This window comes from Moritella sp. Urea-trap-13, from assembly GCF_002836355.1.
GTDB lineage: Bacteria > Pseudomonadota > Gammaproteobacteria > Enterobacterales > Moritellaceae > Moritella.
This window is the reverse complement of sequence record NZ_PJCA01000028.1, coordinates 105,254-131,033: the sequence shown is the minus strand read 5'-3', so window position 1 is coordinate 131,033 and position 25,780 is coordinate 105,254. Positions and strand designations below refer to the sequence as shown.

Annotated in this window: 20 protein-coding genes; 14 read left to right on the top strand and 6 right to left on the bottom strand. The window is 41.6% G+C overall.

Going from position 1 to position 25,780, the window contains the following annotated elements; translation table 11 throughout:
- The first annotated feature begins 627 nt into the window (after positions 1-627).
- The gene (gene polA / locus CXF93_RS06620; protein ID WP_101061691.1) at positions 628-3,423 is read left to right on the top strand and encodes a DNA polymerase I; all 2,796 of its coding nucleotides are present in this window, start codon (positions 628-630) and stop codon (positions 3,421-3,423) included.
- Between the two features lie 310 nt (positions 3,424-3,733).
- Here the strand turns inward: polA and yihA are convergent, their stop codons facing one another.
- Positions 3,734-4,417, bottom strand: coding sequence for a ribosome biogenesis GTP-binding protein YihA/YsxC (yihA, locus tag CXF93_RS06615; RefSeq protein WP_198551610.1), 684 nt, complete (start codon positions 4,415-4,417; stop codon positions 3,734-3,736).
- A 139-nt stretch (positions 4,418-4,556) separates the two neighbouring features.
- Here yihA and CXF93_RS06610 point away from each other — a divergent pair, with 139 nt between their 5' ends.
- The 8 genes from CXF93_RS06610 (at position 4,557) to CXF93_RS06570 (ending at position 12,980) form a co-directional block, all read left to right on the top strand.
- Positions 4,557-5,180, top strand: coding sequence for a cytochrome c (locus CXF93_RS06610; RefSeq protein ID WP_033197672.1), 624 nt, complete (start codon positions 4,557-4,559; stop codon positions 5,178-5,180).
- Between the two features lie 271 nt (positions 5,181-5,451).
- Complete coding sequence (gene yihI / locus CXF93_RS06605; RefSeq protein ID WP_101061645.1) at positions 5,452-6,108, top strand: Der GTPase-activating protein YihI; 657 nt, start codon at positions 5,452-5,454, stop codon at positions 6,106-6,108.
- A 2-nt stretch (positions 6,109-6,110) separates the two neighbouring features.
- Positions 6,111-6,572, top strand: coding sequence for a DUF2489 domain-containing protein (locus tag CXF93_RS06600; protein WP_101061644.1), 462 nt, complete (start codon positions 6,111-6,113; stop codon positions 6,570-6,572).
- A 94-nt stretch (positions 6,573-6,666) separates the two neighbouring features.
- Entirely contained in the window at positions 6,667-8,040 is a 1,374-nt protein-coding gene (gene hemN / locus CXF93_RS06595; protein WP_101061643.1) for an oxygen-independent coproporphyrinogen III oxidase, read from the top strand.
- A 175-nt stretch (positions 8,041-8,215) separates the two neighbouring features.
- Positions 8,216-8,821 (top strand): HAD family hydrolase, encoded by a 606-nt coding sequence (locus CXF93_RS06590; protein WP_101061642.1) that lies wholly within the window; start codon positions 8,216-8,218, stop codon positions 8,819-8,821.
- 149 nt (positions 8,822-8,970) lie between these two features.
- Entirely contained in the window at positions 8,971-9,708 is a 738-nt protein-coding gene (locus CXF93_RS06585) for a DNA-binding transcriptional regulator YciT (RefSeq protein WP_101061641.1), read from the top strand.
- 132 nt (positions 9,709-9,840) lie between these two features.
- Positions 9,841-11,961, top strand: a complete 2,121-nt coding sequence (locus CXF93_RS06580; protein WP_101061640.1) for a permease — start codon at positions 9,841-9,843, stop codon at positions 11,959-11,961.
- A gap of 404 nt (positions 11,962-12,365) precedes the next feature.
- Positions 12,366-12,980, top strand: coding sequence for a PilZ domain-containing protein (locus CXF93_RS06570; protein WP_101061638.1), 615 nt, complete (start codon positions 12,366-12,368; stop codon positions 12,978-12,980).
- Between the two features lie 78 nt (positions 12,981-13,058).
- Here CXF93_RS06570 and glnG read toward each other — a convergent pair whose 3' ends face one another.
- The 4 genes from glnG to glnA form a co-directional block, all read right to left on the bottom strand.
- Positions 13,059-14,477, bottom strand: a complete 1,419-nt coding sequence (glnG, locus tag CXF93_RS06565; protein WP_101061637.1) for a nitrogen regulation protein NR(I) — start codon at positions 14,475-14,477, stop codon at positions 13,059-13,061.
- An 11-nt stretch (positions 14,478-14,488) separates the two neighbouring features.
- A complete protein-coding gene (gene glnL / locus CXF93_RS06560; RefSeq protein ID WP_101061636.1) occupies positions 14,489-15,541 on the bottom strand; it encodes a nitrogen regulation protein NR(II) in 1,053 nt (350 codons plus the stop codon).
- A gap of 103 nt (positions 15,542-15,644) precedes the next feature.
- A complete protein-coding gene (locus CXF93_RS06555; RefSeq protein ID WP_101061635.1) occupies positions 15,645-16,166 on the bottom strand; it encodes a DUF4124 domain-containing protein in 522 nt (173 codons plus the stop codon).
- A 122-nt stretch (positions 16,167-16,288) separates the two neighbouring features.
- Positions 16,289-17,698 (bottom strand): glutamate--ammonia ligase, encoded by a 1,410-nt coding sequence (gene glnA / locus CXF93_RS06550; RefSeq protein WP_101061634.1) that lies wholly within the window; start codon positions 17,696-17,698, stop codon positions 16,289-16,291.
- Positions 17,699-18,217: 519 nt separating this feature from the next.
- On the opposite strand from glnA, the gene typA reads away from it, so the two are divergent.
- The 5 genes from typA (at position 18,218) to CXF93_RS06525 (ending at position 23,624) form a co-directional block, all read left to right on the top strand.
- Positions 18,218-20,035 carry a translational GTPase TypA gene (gene typA / locus CXF93_RS06545; protein WP_101061633.1) on the top strand — a complete coding sequence of 606 codons (1,818 nt, stop codon included), beginning with the start codon at positions 18,218-18,220 and terminating at the stop codon, positions 20,033-20,035.
- 106 nt (positions 20,036-20,141) lie between these two features.
- Positions 20,142-21,104: a virulence factor BrkB family protein gene (locus tag CXF93_RS06540; protein WP_232784128.1), complete on the top strand. Its 963-nt coding sequence runs from the start codon at positions 20,142-20,144 to the stop codon at positions 21,102-21,104.
- Between the two features lie 106 nt (positions 21,105-21,210).
- Entirely contained in the window at positions 21,211-22,185 is a 975-nt protein-coding gene (pip, locus tag CXF93_RS06535) for a prolyl aminopeptidase (protein WP_101061632.1), read from the top strand.
- 61 nt (positions 22,186-22,246) lie between these two features.
- Positions 22,247-22,684 (top strand): D-aminoacyl-tRNA deacylase, encoded by a 438-nt coding sequence (gene dtd, locus CXF93_RS06530; RefSeq protein ID WP_101061631.1) that lies wholly within the window; start codon positions 22,247-22,249, stop codon positions 22,682-22,684.
- Between the two features lie 40 nt (positions 22,685-22,724).
- Positions 22,725-23,624, top strand: coding sequence for a bifunctional GNAT family N-acetyltransferase/hotdog fold thioesterase (locus CXF93_RS06525; RefSeq protein WP_101061630.1), 900 nt, complete (start codon positions 22,725-22,727; stop codon positions 23,622-23,624).
- Positions 23,625-23,671: 47 nt separating this feature from the next.
- Here CXF93_RS06525 and recG read toward each other — a convergent pair whose 3' ends face one another.
- Entirely contained in the window at positions 23,672-25,744 is a 2,073-nt protein-coding gene (recG, locus tag CXF93_RS06520; RefSeq protein WP_101061629.1) for an ATP-dependent DNA helicase RecG, read from the bottom strand.
- Positions 25,745-25,780 lie beyond the last annotated feature (36 nt).

Below are 25,780 nucleotides of genomic sequence, written 5' to 3'. Positions count from 1 at the left end.
TGGTCGGAAATCCTTGCATATCCAAATGAGAATGATTACTATTACCTTGTTCTTCAGGAAGTCAGTATTTATTTCGGTAGGACAAGACATTGCTCACATTGCTCACATTGCTTCCGGGTTAATTTTAATCCATTACTCCTTGCAGGGTAAACCGAATTTTTTCGGGCCGGTAGATCGAACTTCTATCCCTCAATTTTTGAGAAGTTTGATCAATACCGGCTTTTTATTTTCTGCAATAAACTCCTCTTTATTAACATAAATCAAACATTTCCTTTATTCCATAGTGTATTATTTTTAATCATCATGGGTTCTTTTTAGACATTACTTTACTCTGTTTAAGATTCTTTTCCACATATCCTAAAATCGTTAGATAATTTTAGATCTTACGTTGTAAATAAGTAAGTTGTTGTTATTTATGTTTTTTTAAATGTTATCATCAAGATCTTCACAGATTGTCTATTTTTTAGATCGTCATTATTAACAGAGTTATCCACAGTTAGATCAAGATCTATGATCTGGTGGTTAAGATCTGATCGCGAGATATATTTTTATCATCAACATAGCGTGAATAGGCGGCTTGTGGCATGCTTACTCTATTCATCATTTATTTCATTGAGTTTAATTTTTATGTCTACGATCCCTAGCAATCCCCTTGTGCTTGTCGATGGCTCTTCGTACCTGTTTCGTGCTTATCATTCACCTCCGCATTTAACTAATGCAGAAGGTATGGCAACGGGCGCTGTGTATGGTGTCGTTAACATGTTGAAGAGCTTATTAACCCAGTTTGACCCAAGTCATATCGCGGTGATCTTCGATGCCAAAGGTCCGACGTTCCGAAATGAAATGTATCCAGATTATAAAGCTCATCGTCCACCAATGCCGGATGATCTACGCTGTCAGATCGAACCTGTGCATAACGCTGTTAAAGCACTGGGTTTACCACTGATCTGTATTTCGGGTGTTGAAGCCGATGATGTGATCGGCACGATCGCTAAACAAGCGAGTGCAGAAGGTCGCGCGGTCTTGATCAGTACTGGCGATAAAGATATGGCGCAGTTAGTTGACGAACATGTCACGCTGATCAACACCATGACTGACACGGTATTGGATCCACAAGGCGTTAAAGACAAATTCGGTGTACCACCGGAGCTGATCATTGATCTGCTCGGTCTTATGGGCGATGCTGCTGATAACATTCCCGGTGTTCCCGGTGTTGGCGAAAAGACGGCGTTAGGCCTGTTACAAGGACTCGGTAGCATCAAAGATATCTACAATAACTTAGATGCGATTGCTGCTTTAGGTTTCCGTGGTTCGAAAACCTTGGCTAAAAAGATGATCGAACATAAAGATAATGCTGAAATCTCTTATGCATTAGCGACGATCAAACTCGATGTTGAAACAGGCGTCACCTTAGATGATCTGGCGATCGCAGAAACAGATGTTGACGCATTAGCTGAGTTGTACCAACAGATGGGCTTCAAGCGTTGGTTAGCAGCGTTAGTTGGTGGTGCAGATGCAACTAAACATGTGCATGCAGCTAAAACCGCAAAATCAACTTCAGCGTCAAGCGACTCTGACAATGATGATGTTGTTGCGCCTTGTACAATCGATCGCAGTAACTATGAAACAATTTTAACTCAAGCCGATTTTGATCGCTGGTTAGAAAAATTACAACAAGCCGAGCTGTTTGCGCTCGACACTGAAACCACTAGCCTTAATTACATGCAAGCGGAATTAGTCGGTCTGTCATTTGCGATTGCAGAAGGCGAAGCGGCTTATTTACCCGTTGCCCATGATTACATTGACGCACCTGAGCAATTAGATCGTGACCATGTATTAGCGTCATTAAAAACATTACTAGAAGACAGTAATGCTAAAAAAGTCGGTCAAAATTTAAAATACGATACCTCAGTGTTAGCCAACTACGGCATTAAATTAGCCGGTATTGCTTATGACACCATGATTGAGTCGTATGTGTATAACAGCATTGCTACGCGTCATAATATGGACAGCTTAGCGGAAAAATACTTAGGTCATCAAACCATTAGCTTTGAAGAGATCGCCGGTAAAGGCAAAAAACAATTAACCTTTAACCAGATCGAGATCGAGCAAGCGGCGCCGTACGCAGCTGAAGATGCTGACGTGACGTTACGTTTGCACAATGTACTATGGCCAAAAATTACTGCTGAACCTTCACTAGAGGCGTTATTTCACGAGGTTGAATTACCGCTAGTCAGTATCTTATCGTCGGTAGAACGCCAGGGTGTATTGATTGATAAATCAAAACTCGATGCGCAAAGTGTTGAACTTGGTATTCGTATGCTGGAACTGGAAGCAAAAGCCCACGAAATTGCTGAGCAACCATTTAACCTAAGCTCGCCAAAACAGCTGCAAGAAATTCTATTTGTACAAATGGAATTACCGGTTATCAAGAAAACCCCAAAAGGTGCACCATCGACTGCTGAAGAAGTACTGCAAGAGTTAGCGCTTAATTATCCGTTACCAAAATTGATCTTAGAGTACCGTAGTTTAAGTAAACTAAAATCAACCTATACCGATAAACTACCAACCTTGATTGAAGAAAAAACCGGTCGTGTGCATACGTCTTATCATCAAGCTGTTACCGCGACGGGCCGTTTATCATCAAGCGATCCAAATCTACAGAACATTCCTGTACGTGCAGGTGAAGGTCGACGTATCCGTCAGGCGTTTATTCCTGAGACAGGTTATAAATATGTGGCGGTGGATTACAGCCAAATTGAATTACGTATCATGGCGCATTTATCCCAAGATAAAGGCCTGCTAACGGCATTCTCGGAAGGTAAAGATATTCACAGTGCCACTGCCGCGGAAGTATTTTCTGTCGCGTTAGATGAAGTCACAACGGATCAACGCCGTAGTGCCAAAGCGATTAACTTCGGTCTTATTTATGGTATGAGCGCGTTTGGTTTAGGTCGTCAGTTAAATGTGCCGCAAAAAGAAGCTAAGCAATACATGACACGCTATTTTGAGCGTTACCCTGGTGTACTTACATACATGGACGAAACGCGTAAAGTAGCCAAAGAGAATGGTTATGTAGAAACGTTATCGGGTCGTCGTTTATATCTACCGGAAATTAATGCCCGTAATAAAATGCGTCAAATGGCGGCTGAACGTGCTGCGATTAATGCACCAATGCAAGGCACAGCGTCAGATATCATCAAGAAGGCGATGATTAATGTGGCTGGTTGGATGGAGACGGTGGAAACTGATTCGATTCGCATGCTAATGCAGGTGCACGATGAATTAGTCTTTGAAATTAAAGAACAGCATGTTGAAGCTTATGTTGTCAAAATTAAAGAGTTGATGGCGGCAGCAATGTCGTTAGATGTTCCGCTACTTGCTGAAGCGGGTGTCGGTGATAACTGGGATGAAGCACATTAATATCCCATTAGGGATTGATTACGCGCTGATTTTATAAAGCGAGTATATTAAGTATAGAAACTAAAACCAGTCTTAGGGCTGGTTTTGTTGTTTTTATACATAAAATAATGCTGTGAGTGCGCTTTGTCACAAAAAATGTAACTAAATAACGTATTTTACTTTCGTGTGAAATAAGTTTGCAGTATATTAGCGGGGTAGGGTATGGAGGTTCGAAATTATATTTCAAACCTTTTGTTTCAAATTGAATTTATTATTCATCGCCACGTCACTTTTTGACGAGGCGTTTTTTTTGCCTACAATTCAGTAACGACTAATCGTCTTCGTTAATGTATTCGTAGTCGCTGTCATCGTATTCTTCCGCGTCTTCACTTGGAATACCTGTTGAAGGTTCTAGCGCATACCATTCACATAGTTTGTTTTTCAGTACATCAATACCGGTATGCTTTAATGACGAGAATGGTGCAACAGTTACGTCACCACCAAATTCTTTCACTGCCGCTTGAACTTCTTTAACGGTTTTACTACGAACGCCTTGTTTTAATTTATCAGCTTTCGTTAATAACGCCATTACAGGAATTTCAGAATCAATAGCCCACAGAATTAACTGTTTATCTAAATCTTTTAATGGGTGACGAATATCCATCAATACCACGATACCTTTTAATGAATCGCGTTTTTGTAAATATTCACCTAATGCTTTCTGCCATTTTTTCTTTACTTCAAATGGTACTTTAGCAAAGCCGTAACCCGGTAAATCGATTAGGCGTTTGCCTTCTTCGATTTCAAAAACGTTGATAAGTTGGGTACGACCAGGTGTTTTACTGGTTCTCGCTAAGCTTTTTTGGCGTGTAAGTGTGTTTAATGCACTTGATTTGCCTGCATTTGATCGCCCAGCGAAAGCAATTTCAATGCCCGAATCATCTGTTAGGTGACTAATGTCTGGCGCACTAATCCTAAATGCAGCGTTTTCGAAGTGTATCTTTTTGTTATCCAATCTAATATCTCTCATTGAAATTGTGTTAAATGATTACTTTTTTTTGAAAATGTGTAAAATAGTCAAATAGAATAATAATAAGTGTAACATGTCACGCCGTGACATGGGATCGGAAGCTGAAAATAACAAGTGGAATGCTATGAAAAGTCTTGTCTTATCTTTTGCAATGTTAATCGGATTAATGGGTTCAGCTCAAGCTGCAGGGGATGCAGCAACGGGTGAAGCTATTTCTGGTACATGTACTGCGTGTCATGGTGCTGATGGCAATAGCCCAGCAAGTATCTACCCTAAATTAGCGGGGCAGAATGCTTCGTATATTGTTAAGCAGTTGAAAGATTTTCAACTAGCGATGCAAACCGGTGGTGAAAAGGGTCGTAACGATCCTGTCATGATGGGTATGGCGGCAATGTTAACTGAGGAAAACATGCAGGATCTTGCTGCATTTTACTCAGCGCAAACAATGAAGCCTGAAGAAACGCCTGAAGAAGTGGTTGCTGCTGGTGAACTATTGTACCGTGGTGGCGACATCGAACGTGGTATCGCTGGTTGTGCAGCATGTCATGGCCCACGTGGTAATGGTAGCGAAACGGCTAAATTCCCGAAAATATCTGGCCAGCATGCTGATTATATTAAAGCGCAACTAGAGAAATTTAGCAGCAAAGAACGTGCAAATGACCATAATGGTATGATGCAAGATATTGCATATAAAATGAAACCTGCGGATATGGAAATGATTTCTAAATATCTAGGCGGTCTTCACTAATCATTTTTGTTTAGTGAGTACATTTTAATATCGTAAAAAACTCAGCTTCGGCTGAGTTTTTTATTTTCATCTGACCTAAATTACCTTTTTTCTTTCCTGCTTTTTTGGTAGTCTGCGCTCACTTAAAGAATTGCCTCATTATGTCCTTAATAAAGATTGGTAAATTGACTATCTTTAAATAAGACGAAATACGATACCCGCTAATCATTAATGTTATAAAAATGAATCACTATAAACATGATTATTAGACAGATCTAAAACAGAGAATACTATGACTCGTAAAAGAAAAGAACGCTCAGGCGGCCCGTTAGCCATTGCTAAATCAGATCGTGCTAAACGTGAAACAAATACTCAAGCTGTAGAAGCGCGTAAGCAAAAACGTTTAAAAAAACGTAAAGGTTTAGCATCAGGCAATAAAATGGCTGAAGCTGAAACGGGCAGAAAACAGACTAATGGCCCACGTAAATCTAGCGACCCGCGTGTAGGCAGTAAAACACCGATTCAATTAGTAGCGACTGTGACACCTGTTGCACAACCTAAAATTGTAAAAGTAAAACAGCCAAAAGCAGACGTGAAACCAGTTGCACCGGTATTAACATTCGAGCAAGAACTTGATAAGTTAGAAAGTGATGCACGTCTAAATGGTCTATTACTACGTCTAGATAATAACGAAGTATTAAACCTTGATGATCAAGATTATGTTGATGAGCGCGTAGAACGTCATGCATTCTTACTTGAAGAACTTGGTTATGCTGATGACGAAGACTTTGAAGAAGATTATGATGAAGAAGAATGGGATGAAGCGATGATGGCAGAACTTGATGCTAAATCACTACAGACTAATAACGATAAATTATCTGAAGATGAGTTGTATGAACGCTTCTTAGCAACAGAAAAAAAGTTAAAGAATAACGATAGCGAGGACTAATAATGCAAGCGAGTTGGATGATTTTAATCGGCAGTGGATGCCTGATCATTCTGGCATTATCAGTGTATGCAGGACGTTTATTGTATCGTGTAAAAGCGCAACAAGTGCAGCAGCTTAATCAACAAAACGAAGCCATTGCTGCACGTAAAGTCCGTATCACTGAAAGTGTACAGATTATTGCTAAAGCTATGGGTAGTGAAGAGTGTGACTTGTCTGAAGGCACAATCCGTATCAGTAAGTTACTCGCCGCTATTCCTGCCGCGGAACCTGTTGATTGGGTTAAGCTGTATCCTGATTTACATGCGTTTTATGACAAAATAAAACACATGCCGATTATGGATGCTCGCAGTGAGTTATCAAAAAAAGAGCGCATGCAATTAGACTTAAACCGTTTTCGTTTTGAAGGTGAGTATGCTGAAAGTGTACAACAAGATGTTGCTCGCTTAACCACGTTCGAATGTTAATTAATACCGTGCTAACCGTTAATATTATGATGTAAGACAAGCGACAAATTGCTTATTTTCGGCATACTGTCGCGAGTTGTCTTAGGGGATGAATATGCTAAATCAAAAATTAGTCTGGGATCAGGCTATGATCGAAAAATATAATTACAGTGGTCCAAGATACACATCTTATCCAACCGCGTTGGAATTTGATGAGTCTTTTGGTTATCAAGACTTTCGCTTTGCTTGCGAGGAGACGCCAGATAAGCCGTTGTCATTGTATGTGCATATTCCTTTCTGCCATAAGCTTTGTTATTACTGTGGTTGTAACAAGGTTATTACCCGCCATCTGCATAAAGCCGATAAGTACCTAGATGTACTTGAAGCTGAAATTAAGCTGCAAGCGCCGTTTTTCAAAAACCGTAATGTATCGCAATTACATTGGGGTGGTGGTACGCCAACTTTCTTAACACAACCACAAATTCAACGTTTGATTGATGTGTTAAAAAACAGTTTTAATTTTGATGACGATGCTGAAATTTCGATTGAAGTTGACCCGCGTGAAATTGAACTGAGTACGATCGATCTATTGTCTAAGGTTGGTTTTAACCGTTTAAGCCTTGGTGTGCAAGATTTTGATAAAAAAGTACAAGTAGCGGTTAATCGTGAACAAGATGAAGATTTCATTTTTGCCATTATTAAACGTGCACATGAACTTGGTTTTAAATCGACTAATATTGATTTAATTTATGGCTTGCCACACCAAACTAAAGAAACTTTCCATAAGACTTTAGAACGGGTACTTGATTTAGACCCGGCTCGTTTAACCGTATTTAACTATGCGCACATACCGAGTTTGTTTGCTGGTCAGCGTAAAATGAAAGAAGAAGATATGCCGTCAGCTTCCGATCGTTTAGCGATTTTGGAAGACGCGATTTCATTTTTAACTGCCAACGGTTACCAGTTTATTGGCATGGACCACTTTGCTAAACCGGATGATGAATTAGCCATTGCTCAGCGCGAAGGCATACTGCATCGTAACTTCCAGGGTTACACAACCCAAGGTGAAAGCGATTTATTAGGTCTAGGTGTTTCTTCAATCAGTCAAATTGGTAATGCCTATTCGCAAAACCAAAAAGAATTAAAAACCTATTACCAGCAAGTTGAAGAACTGGGTCATGCGCAATGGCGTGGTGTCGGTTTGAATGACGATGATTCAATTCGTCGCGCTGTGATCAAGCAATTGATGTGTAATTTTGAACTGGATATGGACAAGATTGCGGCTACATTTGAGCTTGATTTTGCCCGTTACTTTGCTGAAGATATGACTTTATTGCAAACGTTCGTTAATGACGAACTGGTTATTATTGAAGGTAATATGCTGCAAGTCGCACCGAAAGGTAAATTGTTGATCCGTAATATTTGCATGTGTTTCGATGTGTATTTACGTCAACGTGCACGTCAGCAACAGTTTTCACGCGTGATCTAAGCTAGTCGATAGACATGAGTTGATATTAAGGCACCCGAGGGTGCCTTTTTAATGCCTGTAATAGATGATTAATATACATAACTTAGTATCTATGTAATATTGTTGCTCGATTCACATAGTCTTATTTTATATAAAGATTAATGGCTGAAATGATCACAAAAATGGAAGTACGTCTATGAAAGCGATAGTCATTGATATTGATGATACGGTATTAGATTTTGGTTCTCGATTACGCGAATTTGTAAATCATCAATATGATAAGAAAGTGATTGGCAAGCCACTGGCTTGGGATCTCTGTGAATGGTTGGGTATTAAAGAAGGCCAGGATGTTACAATATTAAAAGAGTTTGCATCTAGCTGGCAATTTGGTGCGTTGGACGCATTGCCAGGCGCATCTCGAATTCTAACTAAATTAGCGCAAGAAGGTTATGAAATCTTCTGTATTACCGCGTGTAGTCGTGATGCACAAGTCGAAGCGCTACGTCGCGCCAATATGTATCATTGTTTTGGTAATATTTTTCAAGATATTTTCTTTGTTGAATTTGGTGAGTCAAAAGCGACTTATTTAAATAAAATTCAACAAACACATGAAATTCATGCTTTTGTTGATGATAAGTATGACAATCTAGTCGATGCGAAAAATGCCGGTATTGAGCACTGCATTATGATAAAACAACCGCATAACAAGGTGTTTCGCGATAAAGTCACTTGTGCGCACGACTGGTATGAAATTTCTCATATCATTCAAACGTGGCACGGTAAATCGTGGTCGGTACAGTAAGTTATACTTATCATTAGCGATGCAGCTCTCAGTTATGCTATGTATCTGCGTTTTTCAATTTGTAGTTTTAATTAGTACTTATGACTTTCAGATGAAAGTGGTACTATCTATTTTATAGGTAACCTTAATTGTGTGGGATATGAGAAATCATGCAGCAACGACATACTGATATTATTAATCTTGTAAATGAAAAGGGACGCGCTTCTGTCGGTGAAATGTCAGTGAAGTTGGGTGTTTCAGAGGTCACGATCCGTCATGATCTGAACAAGTTAGAAAAAGAAGGCTTCATCCGTCGTGTTCATGGTGGTGCTACTCCACATAATACCGATAACGTGTCTCATCGTATTACTGTAAATTATGAGCACAAACGCAAGATGGCTATGTGTGCAGCAAGCTTGGTTGAGCATGGCGAAACTGTCATGATCGAAGGCGGTAGCGCCAATGCATTACTGGCTAAAGAATTAGGTAACCGTAGTGATGTTACTATCATTACGCCGAGTAGTTATATTGCCCATTTAATGAAAGAAACCGATGTGAAAATCATCGTGTTAGGTGGTCTTTATCAACACGAAAGTGAAAGTATGGTCGGTACGTTGACACGTCTTTGCATCAAGCATACTCACTTTACCAAAGCATTCTTAGGCATTGATGGCTTGCATCCGAATACCGGCTTTACCAGTCGAAATATGATGCGTGCTGATGTTGGTGTGGCTATTTTAGAAAAAGGTGCACAAAATATTGTCATCACAGATTCTTCTAAATTTGGTCAAGTTCACAATACGCCATTATATCAATTTGAGCAGGTTGATATGGTCATCACTGACGAAGATGCGTCGTTAGAATATGTCCACTTATTAGAAAAACATAATATTAAAGTCGTAAAATAATACCCCTCTACGGCTTACCCTCGTTTTATGTATGTTAGTTAGAGTTGTTATAATATAACAATTCTAACTGGCATCCGCCATATCCGTTATGTTATAATATAACACCTGTTTTACTGACCTCGTGTTCATACCATGTCTTTACTGTTATTTCTAAGCATTGCAACGCTCTTCCTTGGCCCTTATTTATGTAAATTTGTCGGCTCTAAATCTGATCGCTTTGCTTTCTTCGACAGCTTTATTTTTGTGTCTATTGGCGGTTTGGTGCTATTCCATATCTTGCCTGAATTACTTGAAAGTGGCGGCATTGCTGTGCTTGGATTGATGCTGGTTGGCTTATTTGGCCCTGGTATGGTCGAGAAAGTATTCCATAAAATCGCTAAGCAAACCCATTCGGTCACCTTAATATTAGGCGTGTTAGGTTTAGTCTTACACGCGCTTACCGATGGCGGTGCACTGGCGATTGAAGATGATCAGACAGCTTATTTATTAGCAATTGGTGTGGTACTACATCGCTTTCCTGTTGGTCTAACCGTATGGTGGTTGTTGCGTCCGCATTATGGTCGAGCCTTACCGTTAGCGGTATTAACCGCAATGTCATTGGCTACTGTTGCTGGTACTTGGCTGGGCGGCGAACTGATCGCACACGATAGCGGTAATTGGTTGATCTGGTTCCAAGCGTTAGTGATGGGCTCTATTTTACATGTGGTTTTTCATCAGCCGTACAAACAAGAACACGGTAAAGAAACGCAACGAGATAAATTTGCTGCCGGCACCGGTAGCTTAATTGGCGCTATCTGTTTGCTTGCGGTATTACTGCCGCATTGGTTAGGTTATGCGCCGCATAATCACGATACCGAAGCAACGTCTGTATCACAGAGCGTAACTTCATCTGAGCTACACGCTGATCACGTAGGACATGCCGGACATGATGACCATGCCGGACATGATGACCACGCAGGACATGATGACCACGTAGGGCATGATGACCACGCAGGACATGATGACCACGTAGGGCATGATGACCATGCAGGACATGATGACCACGCAGGACATGATGACCACGCAGGGCATGAGGACCACGCAGGACATGATGACCACGCAGTACATGATGACCACGCAGTACATGATGACCACGCAGTACATGATGACCACGCAGTACATGATGACCATGCAGGACATGATGACCTTGCAGGACATAGCAGTGAAACTGCGGAAACCTTACTACGCTTTGTTAGTTTGTCGTTACATGCAGCACCAGCGTTATTATTCGCTTATATCCTCACCTGGTTGATTAACTTTGTGAAACCAGCCTTTAATATGGTCGGTCAATTACGCAGTACCGGTTCAGTGGCAGGGGCATTAAAAGGTACACTGATTGGTTTACCATTACCGATCTGTATTCCAGATGCTTCGGGCATGTATAAGCAATTAATTAAAGCGGGCTGTGGTTCTGCACTCGCGGTCTCTTTTCTCGTGGCCTCGCCAGTGCTGGGCTTTGATGCATTACTTATTTCGCTGCCGTTATTAGGGGTTGAATGGGTCGGTATTCGCTTAGTAATGGCGATTGTTTTAGCGGTAACGCTGGGTTTATTGATCGGTTTATTGTTTAAGAAACATGATTTAAATACTGAAACGTGTGCGACACCAGAACAGTTAAAACAATCAACATCGCGTTTGAAACATGCTTTTGAACATGGCTTTGCCCATTTAATTGATCATACCGCGCCTTGGGTTTTATTTGGCTTAATTGCGGCAGCAACATTTACCCCGACGATTGGTTGGCAGTTCTTACAGCAAGAACCTTGGTTACAGGTAGTGCTAGCTATTATTATTGCGTTGCCCTTTCATTTCTGTGCCACGGGTATTACCCCAGTATTAGCGATTATGTTGGTGGCCGGTGTATCACCGGGTGCTGTAGTCGCTTTCAGTCTGGTTGGACCGACGCTTAACCTAGATTTATATCGCTTTATTAAAGATAACCAAGGTAAGCAGATCGCTGTCGCTGTGGTGATGGCTATTGTTACCGTGGCCTTGTTATTGGGTCTTGGTATTATGTATTGGGTACCTGAATTACCGAAACCTTGGCTGACGCTGGCACCACATTGGCAGGATGACTGGTGGCGTTATGTTAGCTTAGCCATTGTGACCGTGTTATTTTCGATAAGTATTTTACGTCGTGGTGCTCGTAGCTTTATGCTGGAATTATTACCGCATAGCTTTAGAAATGCGAAACCACATCACCATCATCACTAGATGGTAATATCAATCTTGTTGCTGCGGGCGTCACGTCGTTTACTGACTCGGCGTTCGTAACGGGGATTATGTTTTAATAGACGTTGCCGCCGCTCATGGCGGTGACGTTGCTCCATGATAAACTCACCTTTCACTTCTATCGTGTCGATGACCTCGAACCCTTGATTTACATCGTCTATATTTGCTTCCATGCCTAACCTACTTATGCTGTTATAGATATCGTGATTTGTTAATTCTCAATTTTATGTATTCACGTCAAGCTTATTGGTTTTATATTTGCAAGGCTAAATCTGATCTGGTTTACTAAGATTAGTATAATTAGATGTAAACTTAGTACTAATTATGAATGAATTTTTTATGGCGTATAAAGGAGATGGGGATGCATAATCAGGGACGGTTACTTCATGCCAAAAAAAGTTAGCGATGTATTAACTCAAGACGAACTTAATTTATTACAGGAAGTAATAGATAGTCAAATTGAGCATGGTTGCAATGATATTGTTATATCTGATATATCAAAACAACTGCTGAATGTGTTAGCGCAATCGGCTGATATTGTGTTGGTTGCTCAACGTCAGCAGGAAGAATTTCGTTTTCCGCTTTATTTGATAAGTGATGAGCTAAAGGAACTCGGTCCGCCAGATATTATTGATCATAAAGGTGGTGGTGGGCGCTATTGGCGTTTCGCTGATCCGAAAGGATTGAAAATATTCGATCATAAGGGTGACGTGTTATTGGGCGTTGTCAGTAATATTTCAACCTCTGGGTTATTCATGCTATGCAGTGAACAGCAATTTTTGTCATCTGGTTTTAATCTAAAAGAGGGGGCTAACATGCGTTTTTATTTAAAGATCCCGCAGCGTGGTTTTCACTTAGTTGATGCTATTGTGGTACGGATTGAAAGTGAGAAAAATAATGTCAAAGGATTAGCGCTGAAATTTAATATTAACGATGAACTTACGTTAATACTACATGATTATATTATTGAAAAGCATGACTCATTACATGAGCTAGAATAGCAATTAACAGACTAAACTGAAGTAAGTTAACTGCTCGCGATATTGACGTTATGCCCGTTAGAAGATTACAGTTTAGCGTTAATGAATATCGAGTTCTTTTAATTTACGGGTGAGGGTGTTGCGACCCCAGCCGAGTAATTTCGCTGCATCTTGTTTATGCCCTTGAGTATATTCTAAGGCGGTCTGCAGCATGATACGTTCAAAGTCGGGCATGGCTTCGGCGAGAATATCGCTTTGTCCTGAGGCTAACTGCTGTGCGGTCCAAGTTTTCAATTGACTGCGCCAGTCGCCATTTTGATTGCTACTCGCACGACCGATTACCGTGGACTGTTCCTCGGTAATTTCAGGCGGCAAATCAGCAATGAATATCTCTTGGCCACTCGCCATCACGGTTAACCAGCGACAAATATTCTCCAGTTGACGGACGTTACCAGACCAATGATGATTGGCTAAATAGGTTTGTGCTTCCTTACTGAGAATCTTAGTTTCGACGCTTAACTCTTTACCCGCTCTAATCAAAAAATGGCTGGCTAATTTAGGGATATCTTCTCGACGTTCGTTTAATGACGGAATATGAATACGGATCACGTTTAGACGATGAAATAAATCTTCACGGAAACTACCATCAGCAACTTTTTGTTCTAAGTTTTGATGGGTGGCGGCGATAATACGCACATCGACACTCACTGGTGAATGACCACCGACACGATAAAACTGACCATCCGATAATACCCGCAACAGTCGAGTCTGAATATCGATCGGCATATCACCGATCTCATCTAAGAATAAGGTTCCGCCATTGGCTTGTTCAAAACGACCATTACGGACATTTGCAGCACCGGTAAAGGCGCCTTTTTCATGACCAAACAGTTCTGATTCAATCAAATCCTTGGGGATCGCGGCCATGTTTAAGGCGATAAACTCATTGTTCACTCGTGGACTATGTTTGTGTAATGCTTGGGCGACGAGTTCTTTACCTGTGCCTGATTCACCATTAATTAATACACTGATTGATGAACGCGATAAACGCCCAATAGCACGAAATACTTCCTGCATGGCAGGTGCTTCGCCAATGATCTCGGTAACAGGTGCGACTTTATTATTCTTGCGACGATTCTTCGACTGCTCTCTGGCATGGGTTACTGCGCGGGTCGCTAAAGATACGGCTTCATCAATATCAAATGGCTTGGGTAGGTATTCGAAAGCACCAGCTTGATAGGCATTGACGGCACTATCGAGATCGGAATGGGCCGTCATGATGATGATTGGCAAGTCTGGGTGAGTCGTATGCACTTCACTCATTAATTCTAACCCGGTCATTTCCGGCATGCGAATATCAGAAATGATAATGTCGGGCTGTTCGAATTCTAATTTTTTTAATAAAGCATGCGGTTCACTAAATGCAACGGTATTAAACGCTTGTGATTTTAGTGCTTTATCGAGTACCCAGCGGATAGAACTATCGTCATCGACAATCCAAACTGTTGCTGTTGTCATAGTTTAATCCTTTATTTTCTTAATGGCAGATAAATGGCAAATTCAGTATGTCCTGGCCAGCTATTACACTCAATTTTACCTTTATGTTGCTTCACTAGGTTTTGGGCAATAGAGAGACCGAGTCCGGTGCCACCTTCTCTGGCGGTGACCATCGGATAGAATAAGGTATCTTTGATATGTTCAGGGATACCAGGTCCATTATCAATGATCTTAATTTCAGCACACAGGCGATATTTCTGTCCTTGAATATTCACTTGATGTGCGGTTCGGGTAATAATTTTTATGGTACCGTATTGTTTTAGAATTTGAATGGCATTACTAATGATATTCAACAGTGCTTGCTGTAATAAATCGGGTTCCATTTCAAAATCAGGGATCGAAGGGTCGTAATCACGCTCGATAATAATGCCTGGCGGTAAATCAAACTCGACTAACTGTTTTACTTTTTCAATTACCGAATGGATGTTTAAAATGGTTTGTTTACCGGGTTTTTGCGGCCCCAACAATCGGTCGACGAGCGAGCGCAAGCGATCGGCTTGTTCGATGATAATACTGGTGAACTCTTTTAATTCTGCCGTTGGCAGTTCTTTCTCCAGTAATTGTGCCGCACCCCGTAAGCCACCTAATGGATTCTTAATTTCATGGGCCAAACCGCGTACTAACTCTTGTGCAGCTTGTTGCTGTACGTGTTGGTAGAGTTCCTGACTAATCTTTTTTTGTAAGTCGATTTGCCTTGCTTCAATCAGGATGCAAGCATCAGCACCAAAGTTAGTCAGGGTCGCTGAAATTTCCACTAACAACTGGCGATCATCAATCACCAAAGATACTTCATTATCGGTAAAGCCTTGGCCAGTCTTAATCGTGCTGGCCAGTAATGATAGATCTAGCGTTGTGTGCTCAATAATATCGGTTATCTTCATGTCACGTACACGCGAGGCACTTGACCCTAATAGCTGTTCGCCTGCAGGGTTGAGGTATTTAATGTGCAGATCATTATCGAGTACGAAAACAGAAGAAACTAAATTGTTAAGCAATGATTGCTGCGTTTCGGGGATCATGATCATGGTACTTCCTTATCAGGATAACATCTAGTTACCGCTCTGCACCATTTTGGTGCTACAACTAAAATACTACTGTACGGCGAGATGAAATTAAAGCAGTAATGAGTTAGTTAGCTTTAAAACGATGTAAATAAACTGTGATTAGTTCTGACGATGCAATTACCTTGCCCAAGTGGTCAATTATTTTTAGTTGTAGTGTGTGTGTGCCAATGGGCACGCCACTAACATTAAATTGCGTGTCAATTTGTTCGCTATGGGTCACCCCATCAATTAATAAACGCATATTTAAACCATAGGCGAGTGTGGTACTCAGTGTCGCTGATAAGGTTATATCGCCGCTATTGCTGCGCAAGGTTTGTTGATCAACAGGACTGTGGATACTAATGCCAATCGCTATTTCAGCAATGTCAGTGATGCTTGGGTTCGCTGCACTTGCCTCTGGCGTTCTTGATTGCGTTAGTGATGCTATTGATGGCGGTGTGAGTTTTACATCAATTTCTGTGGCGGATTCAGGTTTACTTTCGTCATCCGAAAAATGGGTTATGCCTTGTTCATCAGTCCATTGATAAATAGCGGCGATACTCGCGTAACTGGTGAGTAATAATATTAATAATACACTGTGTTTCATTGCGACATCCTGTCTTCTTTTTATTGATTTATATAGTTATTCTCACCTAGTTAATAAAAATTAACAAATAAAAAACCCGCTATTTAGCGGGTTTTTTTAGATTAATTTTTATTAATAACAAATTATACGCTGTAGTACATTTCAAACTCAATTGGGTGAGTTGTCATGTTCAGTCTTTCAACTTCTTGCGCTTTAATTGCGATGTAAGCGTCGATCGTATCGTCGGCCATTACATCACCAGCTGTTAAGAAATCACGATCTGAATCGAGTGCCGCAAGTGCTTCGTCTAATGATGCTGCAACTTGTGGAATTTCTGCTGCTTCTTCAGCTGGCAGATCGTATAAATCTTTATCCATAGCATCACCAGGGTGGATACGGTTTTTAATACCGTCGATACCCGCCATTAACATAGCTGAGAATGCTAAGTATGGGTTTGCTGCTGGATCTGGGAAACGTACTTCAATACGCGTCGCTTTTGGCGATGGTACGATTGGGATACGAATCGATGCTGAACGGTTACGTGCAGAGTAAGCTAGCATTACTGGTGCTTCAAAACCTGGAACTAAACGTTTGTACGAGTTAGTTGCTGGGTTAGCAAATGCGTTAATTGCTTTTGCGTGCTTGATGATGCCACCAATGTAATAAAGTGCCATTTCAGATAGGCCGCCATACTGATCACCAGAGAAAAGGTTTTCGCCATTTTTCTGTAGTGATTGGTGACAATGCATACCTGAACCGTTATCGCCTACTAATGGCTTCGGCATAAATGTTGCTGTTTTGCCATAAGCGTGGGCAACATTATGGATAACATATTTAGTGATTTGCACTTCATCAGCTTTTTCAACGATAGAGTTGTATAGTGCTGCGATTTCGTTTTGACCAGCGGTTGCTACTTCATGGTGATGCGCTTCAACTGTTAAGCCCATTTCTTCCATTACTAAGCACATTGCGCTACGGATGTCTTGTGCAGAGTCAACTGGTGATACTGGGAAGTAACCACCTTTAACGCCTGGACGGTGACCCATGTTGCCGCCTTCGTACTCTTTGTCAGAGTTCCAAGAAGCTTCTTCAGCGTCAATTTTGTACATACTACCTGACATGTCTGTTTTGTATTTAACATCATCAAATAGGAAAAATTCTGGTTCTGGACCGAAGAAAACATCATCTGCGATACCTGTCGAACGTAAGTATGCAAGTGCTCGTTTAGCTACAGAACGTGGGTCACGGCTATAACCTTGCATTGTTGCAGGTTCTAGTACGTCACAACGTAGGTTCAGCGTTGTTGCTTCTGTGAACGGGTCAAGTACAGCTGTTGCAGGGTCTGGCATTAAAATCATGTCAGATTCGTTGATGCCTTTCCAACCTTCAATTGATGAACCATCAAACATTTTACCTTCTTCAAAGAAGCCGGCATTCACTTGATGATGCGGTAGAGAAACGTGCTGCTCTTTACCTTTCGTATCTGTAAAACGTAAATCTACAAATTTAACGTCTTGTTCTTTAATTAGAGCTAATACGTTTTCTGCTGACATAATAAAATAACCTCCGGTGTCATCAATATGATGGCTTCATTTAAAGTTGCTGACTGTAAACAATCATAAACTAGATAATGCCATATATGTGCCAACTATTTAAGTTGTTGATTTAAATGTTTTAATGTACTTGCCTTCTGTTACCACTACCCTCTATTGCACACTCATCGTGCGCTCTATGCACTATATTGGTGCAATGGTGGTGGTGATCATTAAACTTATACATTTGTTATTACTCAGTTCGATATTATGGTTTATTTTCAACGATTACCAGTAAAATCGTGTTCAAATTATTTTGACAATATATATGCAATATAGGTCGCAGATATTACCGCTTAAAACACTTTATTACGCTGTGATTTGCCTGCTAAAAGCCCGTATGCGGCCTATCGCACGGTTTTTAAATAAAAAAAAATGCAATCATTTTACTCTGCGCCAAAATTTTGCTAGGTAGATCACAGCGGGACGGTTACAATACCGCCTAATTTTTACACATAAAAAACATATAGAGGCATCACAGTGCTAGATAAACTACGCAACATTGCGATTATCGCTCACGTTGACCACGGCAAAACGACTTTAGTTGACAAGTTATTAGAACAGTCAGGTACTTTAGAAACACGTGGTGGTAATGAAGAACGTGTAATGGATTCCAACGATCTTGAAAAAGAACGTGGTATTACAATTCTTGCTAAGAACACAGCAATTATCTGGAAAGATTACCGTATCAACATCGTAGATACTCCAGGACACGCCGATTTCGGTGGTGAAGTTGAGCGTATTATGTCTATGGTAGACAGTGTTTGTTTGATCGTTGACGCAGTTGATGGCCCTATGCCACAAACGCGTTTCGTAACACAAAAAGCATTTGCTCACGGTCTTAAGCCAATTGTTGTTATCAACAAAATCGATAAGCCTGGTGCTCGACCTGAATGGGTAATGGATCAAGTATTTGATTTGTTCGATAACCTAGGCGCTACTGATGAACAGTTAGACTTTAAAGTTGTTTACGCTTCAGCGTTAAATGGCTGGGCTAACTCTGAGTCAGAAGAAGCAACTGAAAACATGGAACCTTTATTCCAAGCTATTGTTGACGGTGTTGCTCCACCTGAAGGCGATCGTGACGGTGATTTCCAAATGCAAATCTCGCAACTTGATCACAACGCATATGTTGGCGTGATCGGTGTTGGTCGTGTAACGCGTGGTTCTGTTAAAGTAAATCAACAAGTTACTATTGTTGGTTCTGACGGTAAAGAACGTAAAGGTAAAGTTGGCCAAGTATTAGGTTACTTAGGTCTTGAACGTCATGATGTTGAACTTGCACAAGCAGGCGATATCATTGCAGTTAGTGGTTTAGGCGAACTTAAGATTTCTGACACTATTTGTGCACAGAACAATGTTGAAGCGCTACCACCATTATCAGTTGATGAACCAACTGTAACAATGACGTTCCAAGTAAATAACTCACCATTCTGTGGTAAAGAAGGTAAATTTGTTACATCACGTAACATCCTTGACCGTCTGAACAAAGAGTTAGTACACAACGTTGCACTTAAAGTAGAAGAAACTGCTGATCCAGATAAATTCAAAGTATCTGGCCGTGGTGAACTTCACTTAGGTATCTTAATTGAAAACATGCGTCGTGAAGGTTTCGAGCTAGCAGTATCTCGTCCTGAAGTTATCGAAAAAATGATCGATGGTAAGTTACACGAACCAATGGAAACATTGACAGTTGATTGTGAAGATCAACACCAGGGTTCTGTTATGGAACAGTTAGGTATCCGTAAAGCGGAACTAACTAACATGACTCCAGATGGTAAAGGTCGTATTCGTTTAGACTTCATCATCCCAAGCCGTGGTTTAATCGGTTTCCAAACTGAATTCTTAACAATGACTTCTGGTTCTGGTCTTCTATACCATAGCTTCGATCATTATGGTCTGCATAAAGGCGGAACAATTGGTCAACGTCAGAATGGTGTATTAGTTTGTAATCAAACTGGTAAAGCTGTTACTTACTCTCTATTCTTCTTACAAGATCGTGGTCGCCTGTTCTTAGGTCACGCTACAGAAGTATACGAAGGTCAAATTGTTGGTATTCATAACCGTGCTAACGATTTAACAGTTAACTGTATCCGTGGTAAGCAGCTTACTAACGTACGTTCTTCTGGTACTGATGAAGCACAAACGCTTTCACCAGCAATCGTATTGACTCTTGAGCAAGCGCTTGAATTCATCGACATCGATGAGTTAGTTGAAGTTACACCAAAAAGCATTCGTATCCGTAAGAAACTTCTTTCAGAAAACGATCGTAAACGTGCTGGTCGTCCAGTTAAATAATAATAGTTAGCGGGGTTATTATTTAATAATCTTGGCGCTATGACAAAAAAAGGTGATACTTAGGTATCACCTTTTTTTTATCTTAAAATTACCAAGGACGGAACCTGTGGTTACTTTATCTTATCAACAATCGTTGGTATTACTTGCTAAAACAAAAACCAGCCTCAGGTTGTCCTTATTAACTTGCTTTGCCTTTCTACGTTATTTCGGTAAACGCGTCAGTGATGATCGGATCACGGTTAACGCCAGTTCTCTCGCCTATACCACGCTACTTTCTCTCGTGCCTTTAATTACCGTGTTGTTTTCTGTCATGTCTGCGTTTCCTATCTTTGAAACCTGGCAGCAGAGTGTTGAATCATTTTTATATACCAACTTAGTACCGCATGCGACGGGGACTATTCAAGACTATTTACAGGATTTTGTAGCCAACACCGGTAAGATGACCTCTATCGGTTCTGGGGCATTATTCATGGTGGCATTGCTGCTGATTAACACTATAGATAAACACATTAACTATATTTGGCGGTGTAAAATAGATCGCAGTTTCTTTTTATCTTTCGCCGTTTATTGGCTTATCTTAACGTTTGGTCCACTTTTCATCGCCATCAGTTTAGGTGTTTCTTCTTATCTATTATCCTTGTCATTCGTGACCGATGTAACTGAAGTAACGGGTACGGTGAGTTTATTAAAACTGGTACCCGCGTTATTAGGTACACTGGGTTTATTTGTGATGTATGTGGTGATCCCACATCGCCGTGTGCCGCGGCGTTATGCCCTTATTGGTGCGTGTATTAGTGCCTTTTTGTTTGAAACGATTAAACGTGTCTTCACTTGGTATTTAGTGCAATTTCCCTCTTATGAAGTGATTTATGGCGCATTAGCAACTATACCTATCTTACTGGTTTGGATTTATATGTGCTGGTTAATCGTGTTGTTAGGCGCTGAAATTACCGCGTCATTGACCGAGTTTACTGAACAGCTAAAACTCAAAAAAGTACAACCTGAATACCAACAACAGTCACATAATCAGCAACAAGCACACCTATCTATGGATGACAGTTCTGACTAAGCAAGGCAATTTAAACCCGCAAACGCGATAAAATTGTCTTCGCCGATGTTAGGTGCAACTATCAACCTCAGTGTCCTTTGTTGCGGAACAGGAGGTTGATATAACTATGATTGGACTGTACCCCGCCATCCAGCATTACGCTGAACATTATTTACCTGTGAATGCCCAACATTGCCTTTATATTGAGGAGGTGGGGAATCCGGACGGTATACCGTTATTATTTCTTCATGATGGTCCCGGTAAGGGGATTCTGGAGGATGATCGACGTTTATTCGACCCTAAGCTATACCGCATTATTTTATTCGACCAACGCGGCTGTGGGCGCTCTAAGCCATATGCATGCACTGACGATAATACCAGCCAAGACTTAGTGCAGGATATCAATGCGATCTTAACGTTATTGAATATCCACCGCTGCGTATTATTCGGTGAAGGCTGGGGCGCAACATTGGCATTATTATACAGTTTGAATTATCGTGATAAGGTGCGAGGGTTAATATTGCACAGTGTATTTTTAGCCCGAGATCAGGATTTAACCTGGCAATTTTCTGCTTCAGGCGGTGCTGCGCAGCTATTTCCTGAACATTTTAGCCATTTACACAGTCATGCTAATGGCAATGATTATGCGGCGCTACTATCCTCGTATCGCCAGTTGTTAGCCAGTGATAATGACATCGAGAAAATGACCGCCGCGAAGGCGTGGGTGGAATGGCAGGCGCAGATTGGCAATCCCCATCCGGAATTTCGCAGTAAGGTGGATTTGATTGATGCCGATGTGGCGTTAAGTATGTCGACCCTACAGTGTCATTATTTTTCCCAGCACTGTTTTATTAGCGATAATTATATTTTTGAATGCTGTGGTGCATTAGCGCAAGTGCCGATGATCATGGTACATGGCCGTTTTGATATTTCCAATCCACTCGGGCCTGCTTATGCGTTATGCCAGCGTTTACCATTAGCACAGTTATTTATTGTGCCTTATGCTGGGCACTTCGACTGTGAGCCAGGCATGATTGATGCGTTACGAAAAGCGACCGAGCTCATGGCTGAGATTATCGATTATGAGTTTGTCAGTGATTAATTTAAGCCGTTTCGGTATTATCAATAACATTAAGATTTAATAATGATTATTGAGGCAAGGCATGATTGCATTGATCCAACGTGTGCACAAAGCAGATGTAAGCGTTGAAAATGAAGTGATTGGTAAAATAGAGCAAGGTTTACTGGTATTTCTGGGTGTTGAGAAAGGCGATACGGAAGCCAAAGCGAAACGTTTATGTGAAAAATTATTAGCCTATCGGGTGTTTAGTGATAGCGATGATAAAATGAATTTAAATGTGCAGCAAGTTGACGGTGAGCTGTTGGTGGTGTCACAATTTACCCTTGCCGCGGATACTAATTCAGGTACGCGTCCCAGCTTTTCGACGGCCGCTGCGCCTGCTGATGCTTATCATTTATATGAGTATTTTGTTGGTCAATGTCACCAGAAAAAAATAACCACAGCAACAGGACGCTTTGCCGCAGATATGCAAGTGTCGTTAGTCAATGATGGACCAGTTACTTTTTGGCTGCAGGTGTAGAGCGCAGACCATGAGTGATAATAATAGACAAGGAGAGACTATGTTTCACGTGCATGTTCCTGAAACGGAACAAGAGTTAGAAGATTATTATCATTTACGTTGGTCGCTGTTAAGAGCGCCATTACAGCGTCCGCGTGGCACCGAAAAAGATATTTATGATGAGCACAGTGAACATCGTATGATCTTGGATAGTTCCGGTACGCCTATCGCCTGTGGTCGGATTTATACCGCTGGCGTAAACGAATCTCAAATACATTATATGGCTGTAGACCCAAATCACCGTAAAAAAGGCTTGGGTAGCTTGCTGATTTCAGCGTTGGAAGATGAAGCATATAAAGCCGGTAGCGAACGTATTGTCATGAATGCGCGTGTTGAAGCGGTACCATTCTATGAAAAATGTGGCTTTTCCTTAGTCGGTAGTGGCCAAATCAGTGAAGGTGTTCAGCATCGTCAGATGATTAAAGAAGTCAGTGCCATGGATAAGATCTTACGCCATCCAGGATGGTGTGCGGAACTGCAAAATGAGTGGGCAACTAAGATCCCCATTAGTCAGCATATGGGCATTAGTATTCGCCAATATAGCGGCTGGCGCTTTGAAACTTCAGCGCCATTAAACGCCAATGTCAACGTTCACGACACCATGTTTGCAGGCAGTATTTATAGTCAGGCAACATTAACCGGTTGGGGATTAGTTTGGTTAATGCTTAAAGAACAGGGCTTAATGGGTAATATTGTGCTGTCGAAAGGCAGTATTAATTATAAACGGCCGATTAATCTTGAACCGTTTGCGGTGGCGCATAAATATCGCATGAAGGGCAGCTTTCTTGAGCTACTAGAAGGGCGTAACGCCAAGCTGGATATTGACGTTGATGTTTACAGTGGCCCTAAATTGGCTGCGGTGTTTAGTGCGACCTTTGTGGTGATTCCTATCGGTGCCTAGTGTTATCGCCTAATCCTTAATTAACGCTTAGCCCTAGTTTAACTGCGCTAAGCGTTAGAATAAATGTCTTTATCTGCCATCCAGCGCTGGGTGATCGCATGGGCATTATCTGGATGCTGTTGCAGTAAGTGGCGAGCAATATTTTGCACTAAAGGTATCAGTTGCTGGTCGCGCACTAAGTCTGCGACTTTTAAGTCGGCAATACCGGTTTGCTTACTGCCGAGCATTTCGCCGGGGCCACGGATCTCAAGGTCACGCTGCGCAATTTTAAAACCGTCGGTGGTTTCGCGTAATACCGACAACCGCTTGCTACCGCTCTCTGAAAGGGGGGCGTGATAAAGTAATACGCAATGACTCGCCACTTTCCCACGACCAACCCGACCGCGTAACTGATGTAATTGTGCCAGACCCAAACGCTCTGGATTTTCGATAATCATCAGACTCGCATTGGGGACGTCCACACCGACTTCAATGACCGTTGTCGCGACCAGTAAATCCAGTTCTTTGTTCTTAAACGCCGCCATGACGTATTGTTTTTCAATGGCTTTCATTCGGCCATGGACTAAACCAATACGTAAGTCGGGTAATTGTTTCTGTAAATCATTAGCGGTATCTTCCGCGGCTTGCACTTCCAATACTTCTGACTCTTCAATTAGGGTACATACCCAATAGACCTGACGGCCTTCATTCTTAACCGCTAACTCGACCCGTTCAATAATTTTACCGCGTTTACTATCGGGCATCACCACGGTTGTGATTGGTGTGCGTCCCGGCGGTAATTCATCAATCACCGAGGTATTTAAGTCGGCATATGCGGTCATGGCTAAGGTTCGCGGGATCGGGGTTGCGGTCATAAATAATTGATGGGGGTATAAACCACTCACCGCGCCTTTTTCACGTAGAGCAAGACGTTGTTCGACACCAAAGCGATGTTGTTCATCGATAATCACTAAGGTTAAATTTAAAAATTTTACCGCATCTTGAAAAATAGCATGAGTGCCGACAATCATCTGAGTTGCGCCACTGGCAATCGACTCCAGCTCAGCTTCTCGCGCTTTACCTTTTTGTTTACCCGATAGCCAGCCGACTTTAATGCCCAGTTGATTGAACCAGGCTTTGAAATTAAGCGCATGTTGTTCGGCTAATATCTCTGTGGGTGCCATCAATGCCACTTGATAGCCATTACCGATAGCCTGAAGGGCTGCTAGAGCCGCGACAAGAGTTTTACCTGATCCAACGTCACCTTGAACTAATCGCATCATAGGGTAGCTTTTATGGAGGTCCTGTTGGATCTCAGCAACCACGCGTTGTTGCGCATTAGTTGGCGTAAAAGGCAGTTGCGCTAAAAATTTGTCGGTCAGTGTTTTGCTGGGCTGCAGTTTTAGTGCTGGATGCTGCTGCATTTTTTTGCGTAATTGCAGCATACTGATATTTTGCGCTAGCAGCTCTTCAATAATCAAGCGTTGTTGCGCAGGGTGCTGACCTTGCTCCAATAATTCCAGCGACACATCAGGTGTTGGTCGATGTAATAATTGAATGGCATGGTTTAATTCAATTTGGCCGGTATACAGTCCTGTCGGTAGTAATTCTTGCAATGTGCTTTGGCTAAGGTGCTGCAGTGCTTGATCGGTTAGATTACGCAAGGTTAATTGTTTTAAGCCATCGGTTGAAGGGTACACAGGTGTCAGTGTTTCTTCACTCATCTCAGAAGTGCTGGCGTGCGCGAGTTTATATTCTGGATGGACAATCTCATAACCAAAGCGGCCACGGCGAAATTCGCCAAACGCGGTAATGGTTTTACCGATATTGAAACTGTTTTTTTGTCCGGCATTAAAGTGGAAAAACAATAGCGTGATGATGCCTGTGCCGTCGTTGACTTTACAAGACATTATTTTGCGTTTACCAAAGGTGACATCGCAGCTGACGATCTCGCCTTCGATAGTGCCGTGCAGACCGGGTAATAGGTCTTGGATCGGATAGATGGTGGTGCGATCCTGATATCGACTTGGCAGGTGAAAAAGCAAATCCTGAACCGTCACTAAGTTCAGCTTTGCTAACTTGTCGGCCATTTTGGCGCCAACACCTTTTAATTCGATAACCGGGATCTTATCTAATCGCATAATTACTCACGAATCTACTGTATATATGAACATATA

Coding starts and splice junctions, on each gene's coding strand:
- polA (WP_101061691.1), top strand. CDS start 628: ATGTCTACGATCCCTAGCAATCCCCTTGTGCTTGTCGATGGCTCTTCG.
- CXF93_RS06600 (WP_101061644.1), top strand. CDS start 6,111: ATGCAAGCGAGTTGGATGATTTTAATCGGCAGTGGATGCCTGATCATT.
- CXF93_RS06570 (WP_101061638.1), top strand. CDS start 12,366: ATGCCAAAAAAAGTTAGCGATGTATTAACTCAAGACGAACTTAATTTA.
- pip (WP_101061632.1), top strand. CDS start 21,211: ATGATTGGACTGTACCCCGCCATCCAGCATTACGCTGAACATTATTTA.
- recG (WP_101061629.1), bottom strand. CDS start 25,744: ATGCGATTAGATAAGATCCCGGTTATCGAATTAAAAGGTGTTGGCGCC.
- CXF93_RS06580 (WP_101061640.1), top strand. CDS start 9,841: ATGTCTTTACTGTTATTTCTAAGCATTGCAACGCTCTTCCTTGGCCCT.
- yihI (WP_101061645.1), top strand. CDS start 5,452: ATGACTCGTAAAAGAAAAGAACGCTCAGGCGGCCCGTTAGCCATTGCT.
- glnG (WP_101061637.1), bottom strand. CDS start 14,477: ATGACAACAGCAACAGTTTGGATTGTCGATGACGATAGTTCTATCCGC.
- hemN (WP_101061643.1), top strand. CDS start 6,667: ATGCTAAATCAAAAATTAGTCTGGGATCAGGCTATGATCGAAAAATAT.
- CXF93_RS06590 (WP_101061642.1), top strand. CDS start 8,216: ATGAAAGCGATAGTCATTGATATTGATGATACGGTATTAGATTTTGGT.
- CXF93_RS06585 (WP_101061641.1), top strand. CDS start 8,971: ATGCAGCAACGACATACTGATATTATTAATCTTGTAAATGAAAAGGGA.
- CXF93_RS06525 (WP_101061630.1), top strand. CDS start 22,725: ATGTTTCACGTGCATGTTCCTGAAACGGAACAAGAGTTAGAAGATTAT.
- CXF93_RS06555 (WP_101061635.1), bottom strand. CDS start 16,166: ATGAAACACAGTGTATTATTAATATTATTACTCACCAGTTACGCGAGT.
- glnL (WP_101061636.1), bottom strand. CDS start 15,541: ATGATCATGATCCCCGAAACGCAGCAATCATTGCTTAACAATTTAGTT.
- CXF93_RS06610 (WP_033197672.1), top strand. CDS start 4,557: ATGAAAAGTCTTGTCTTATCTTTTGCAATGTTAATCGGATTAATGGGT.
- dtd (WP_101061631.1), top strand. CDS start 22,247: ATGATTGCATTGATCCAACGTGTGCACAAAGCAGATGTAAGCGTTGAA.
- glnA (WP_101061634.1), bottom strand. CDS start 17,698: ATGTCAGCAGAAAACGTATTAGCTCTAATTAAAGAACAAGACGTTAAA.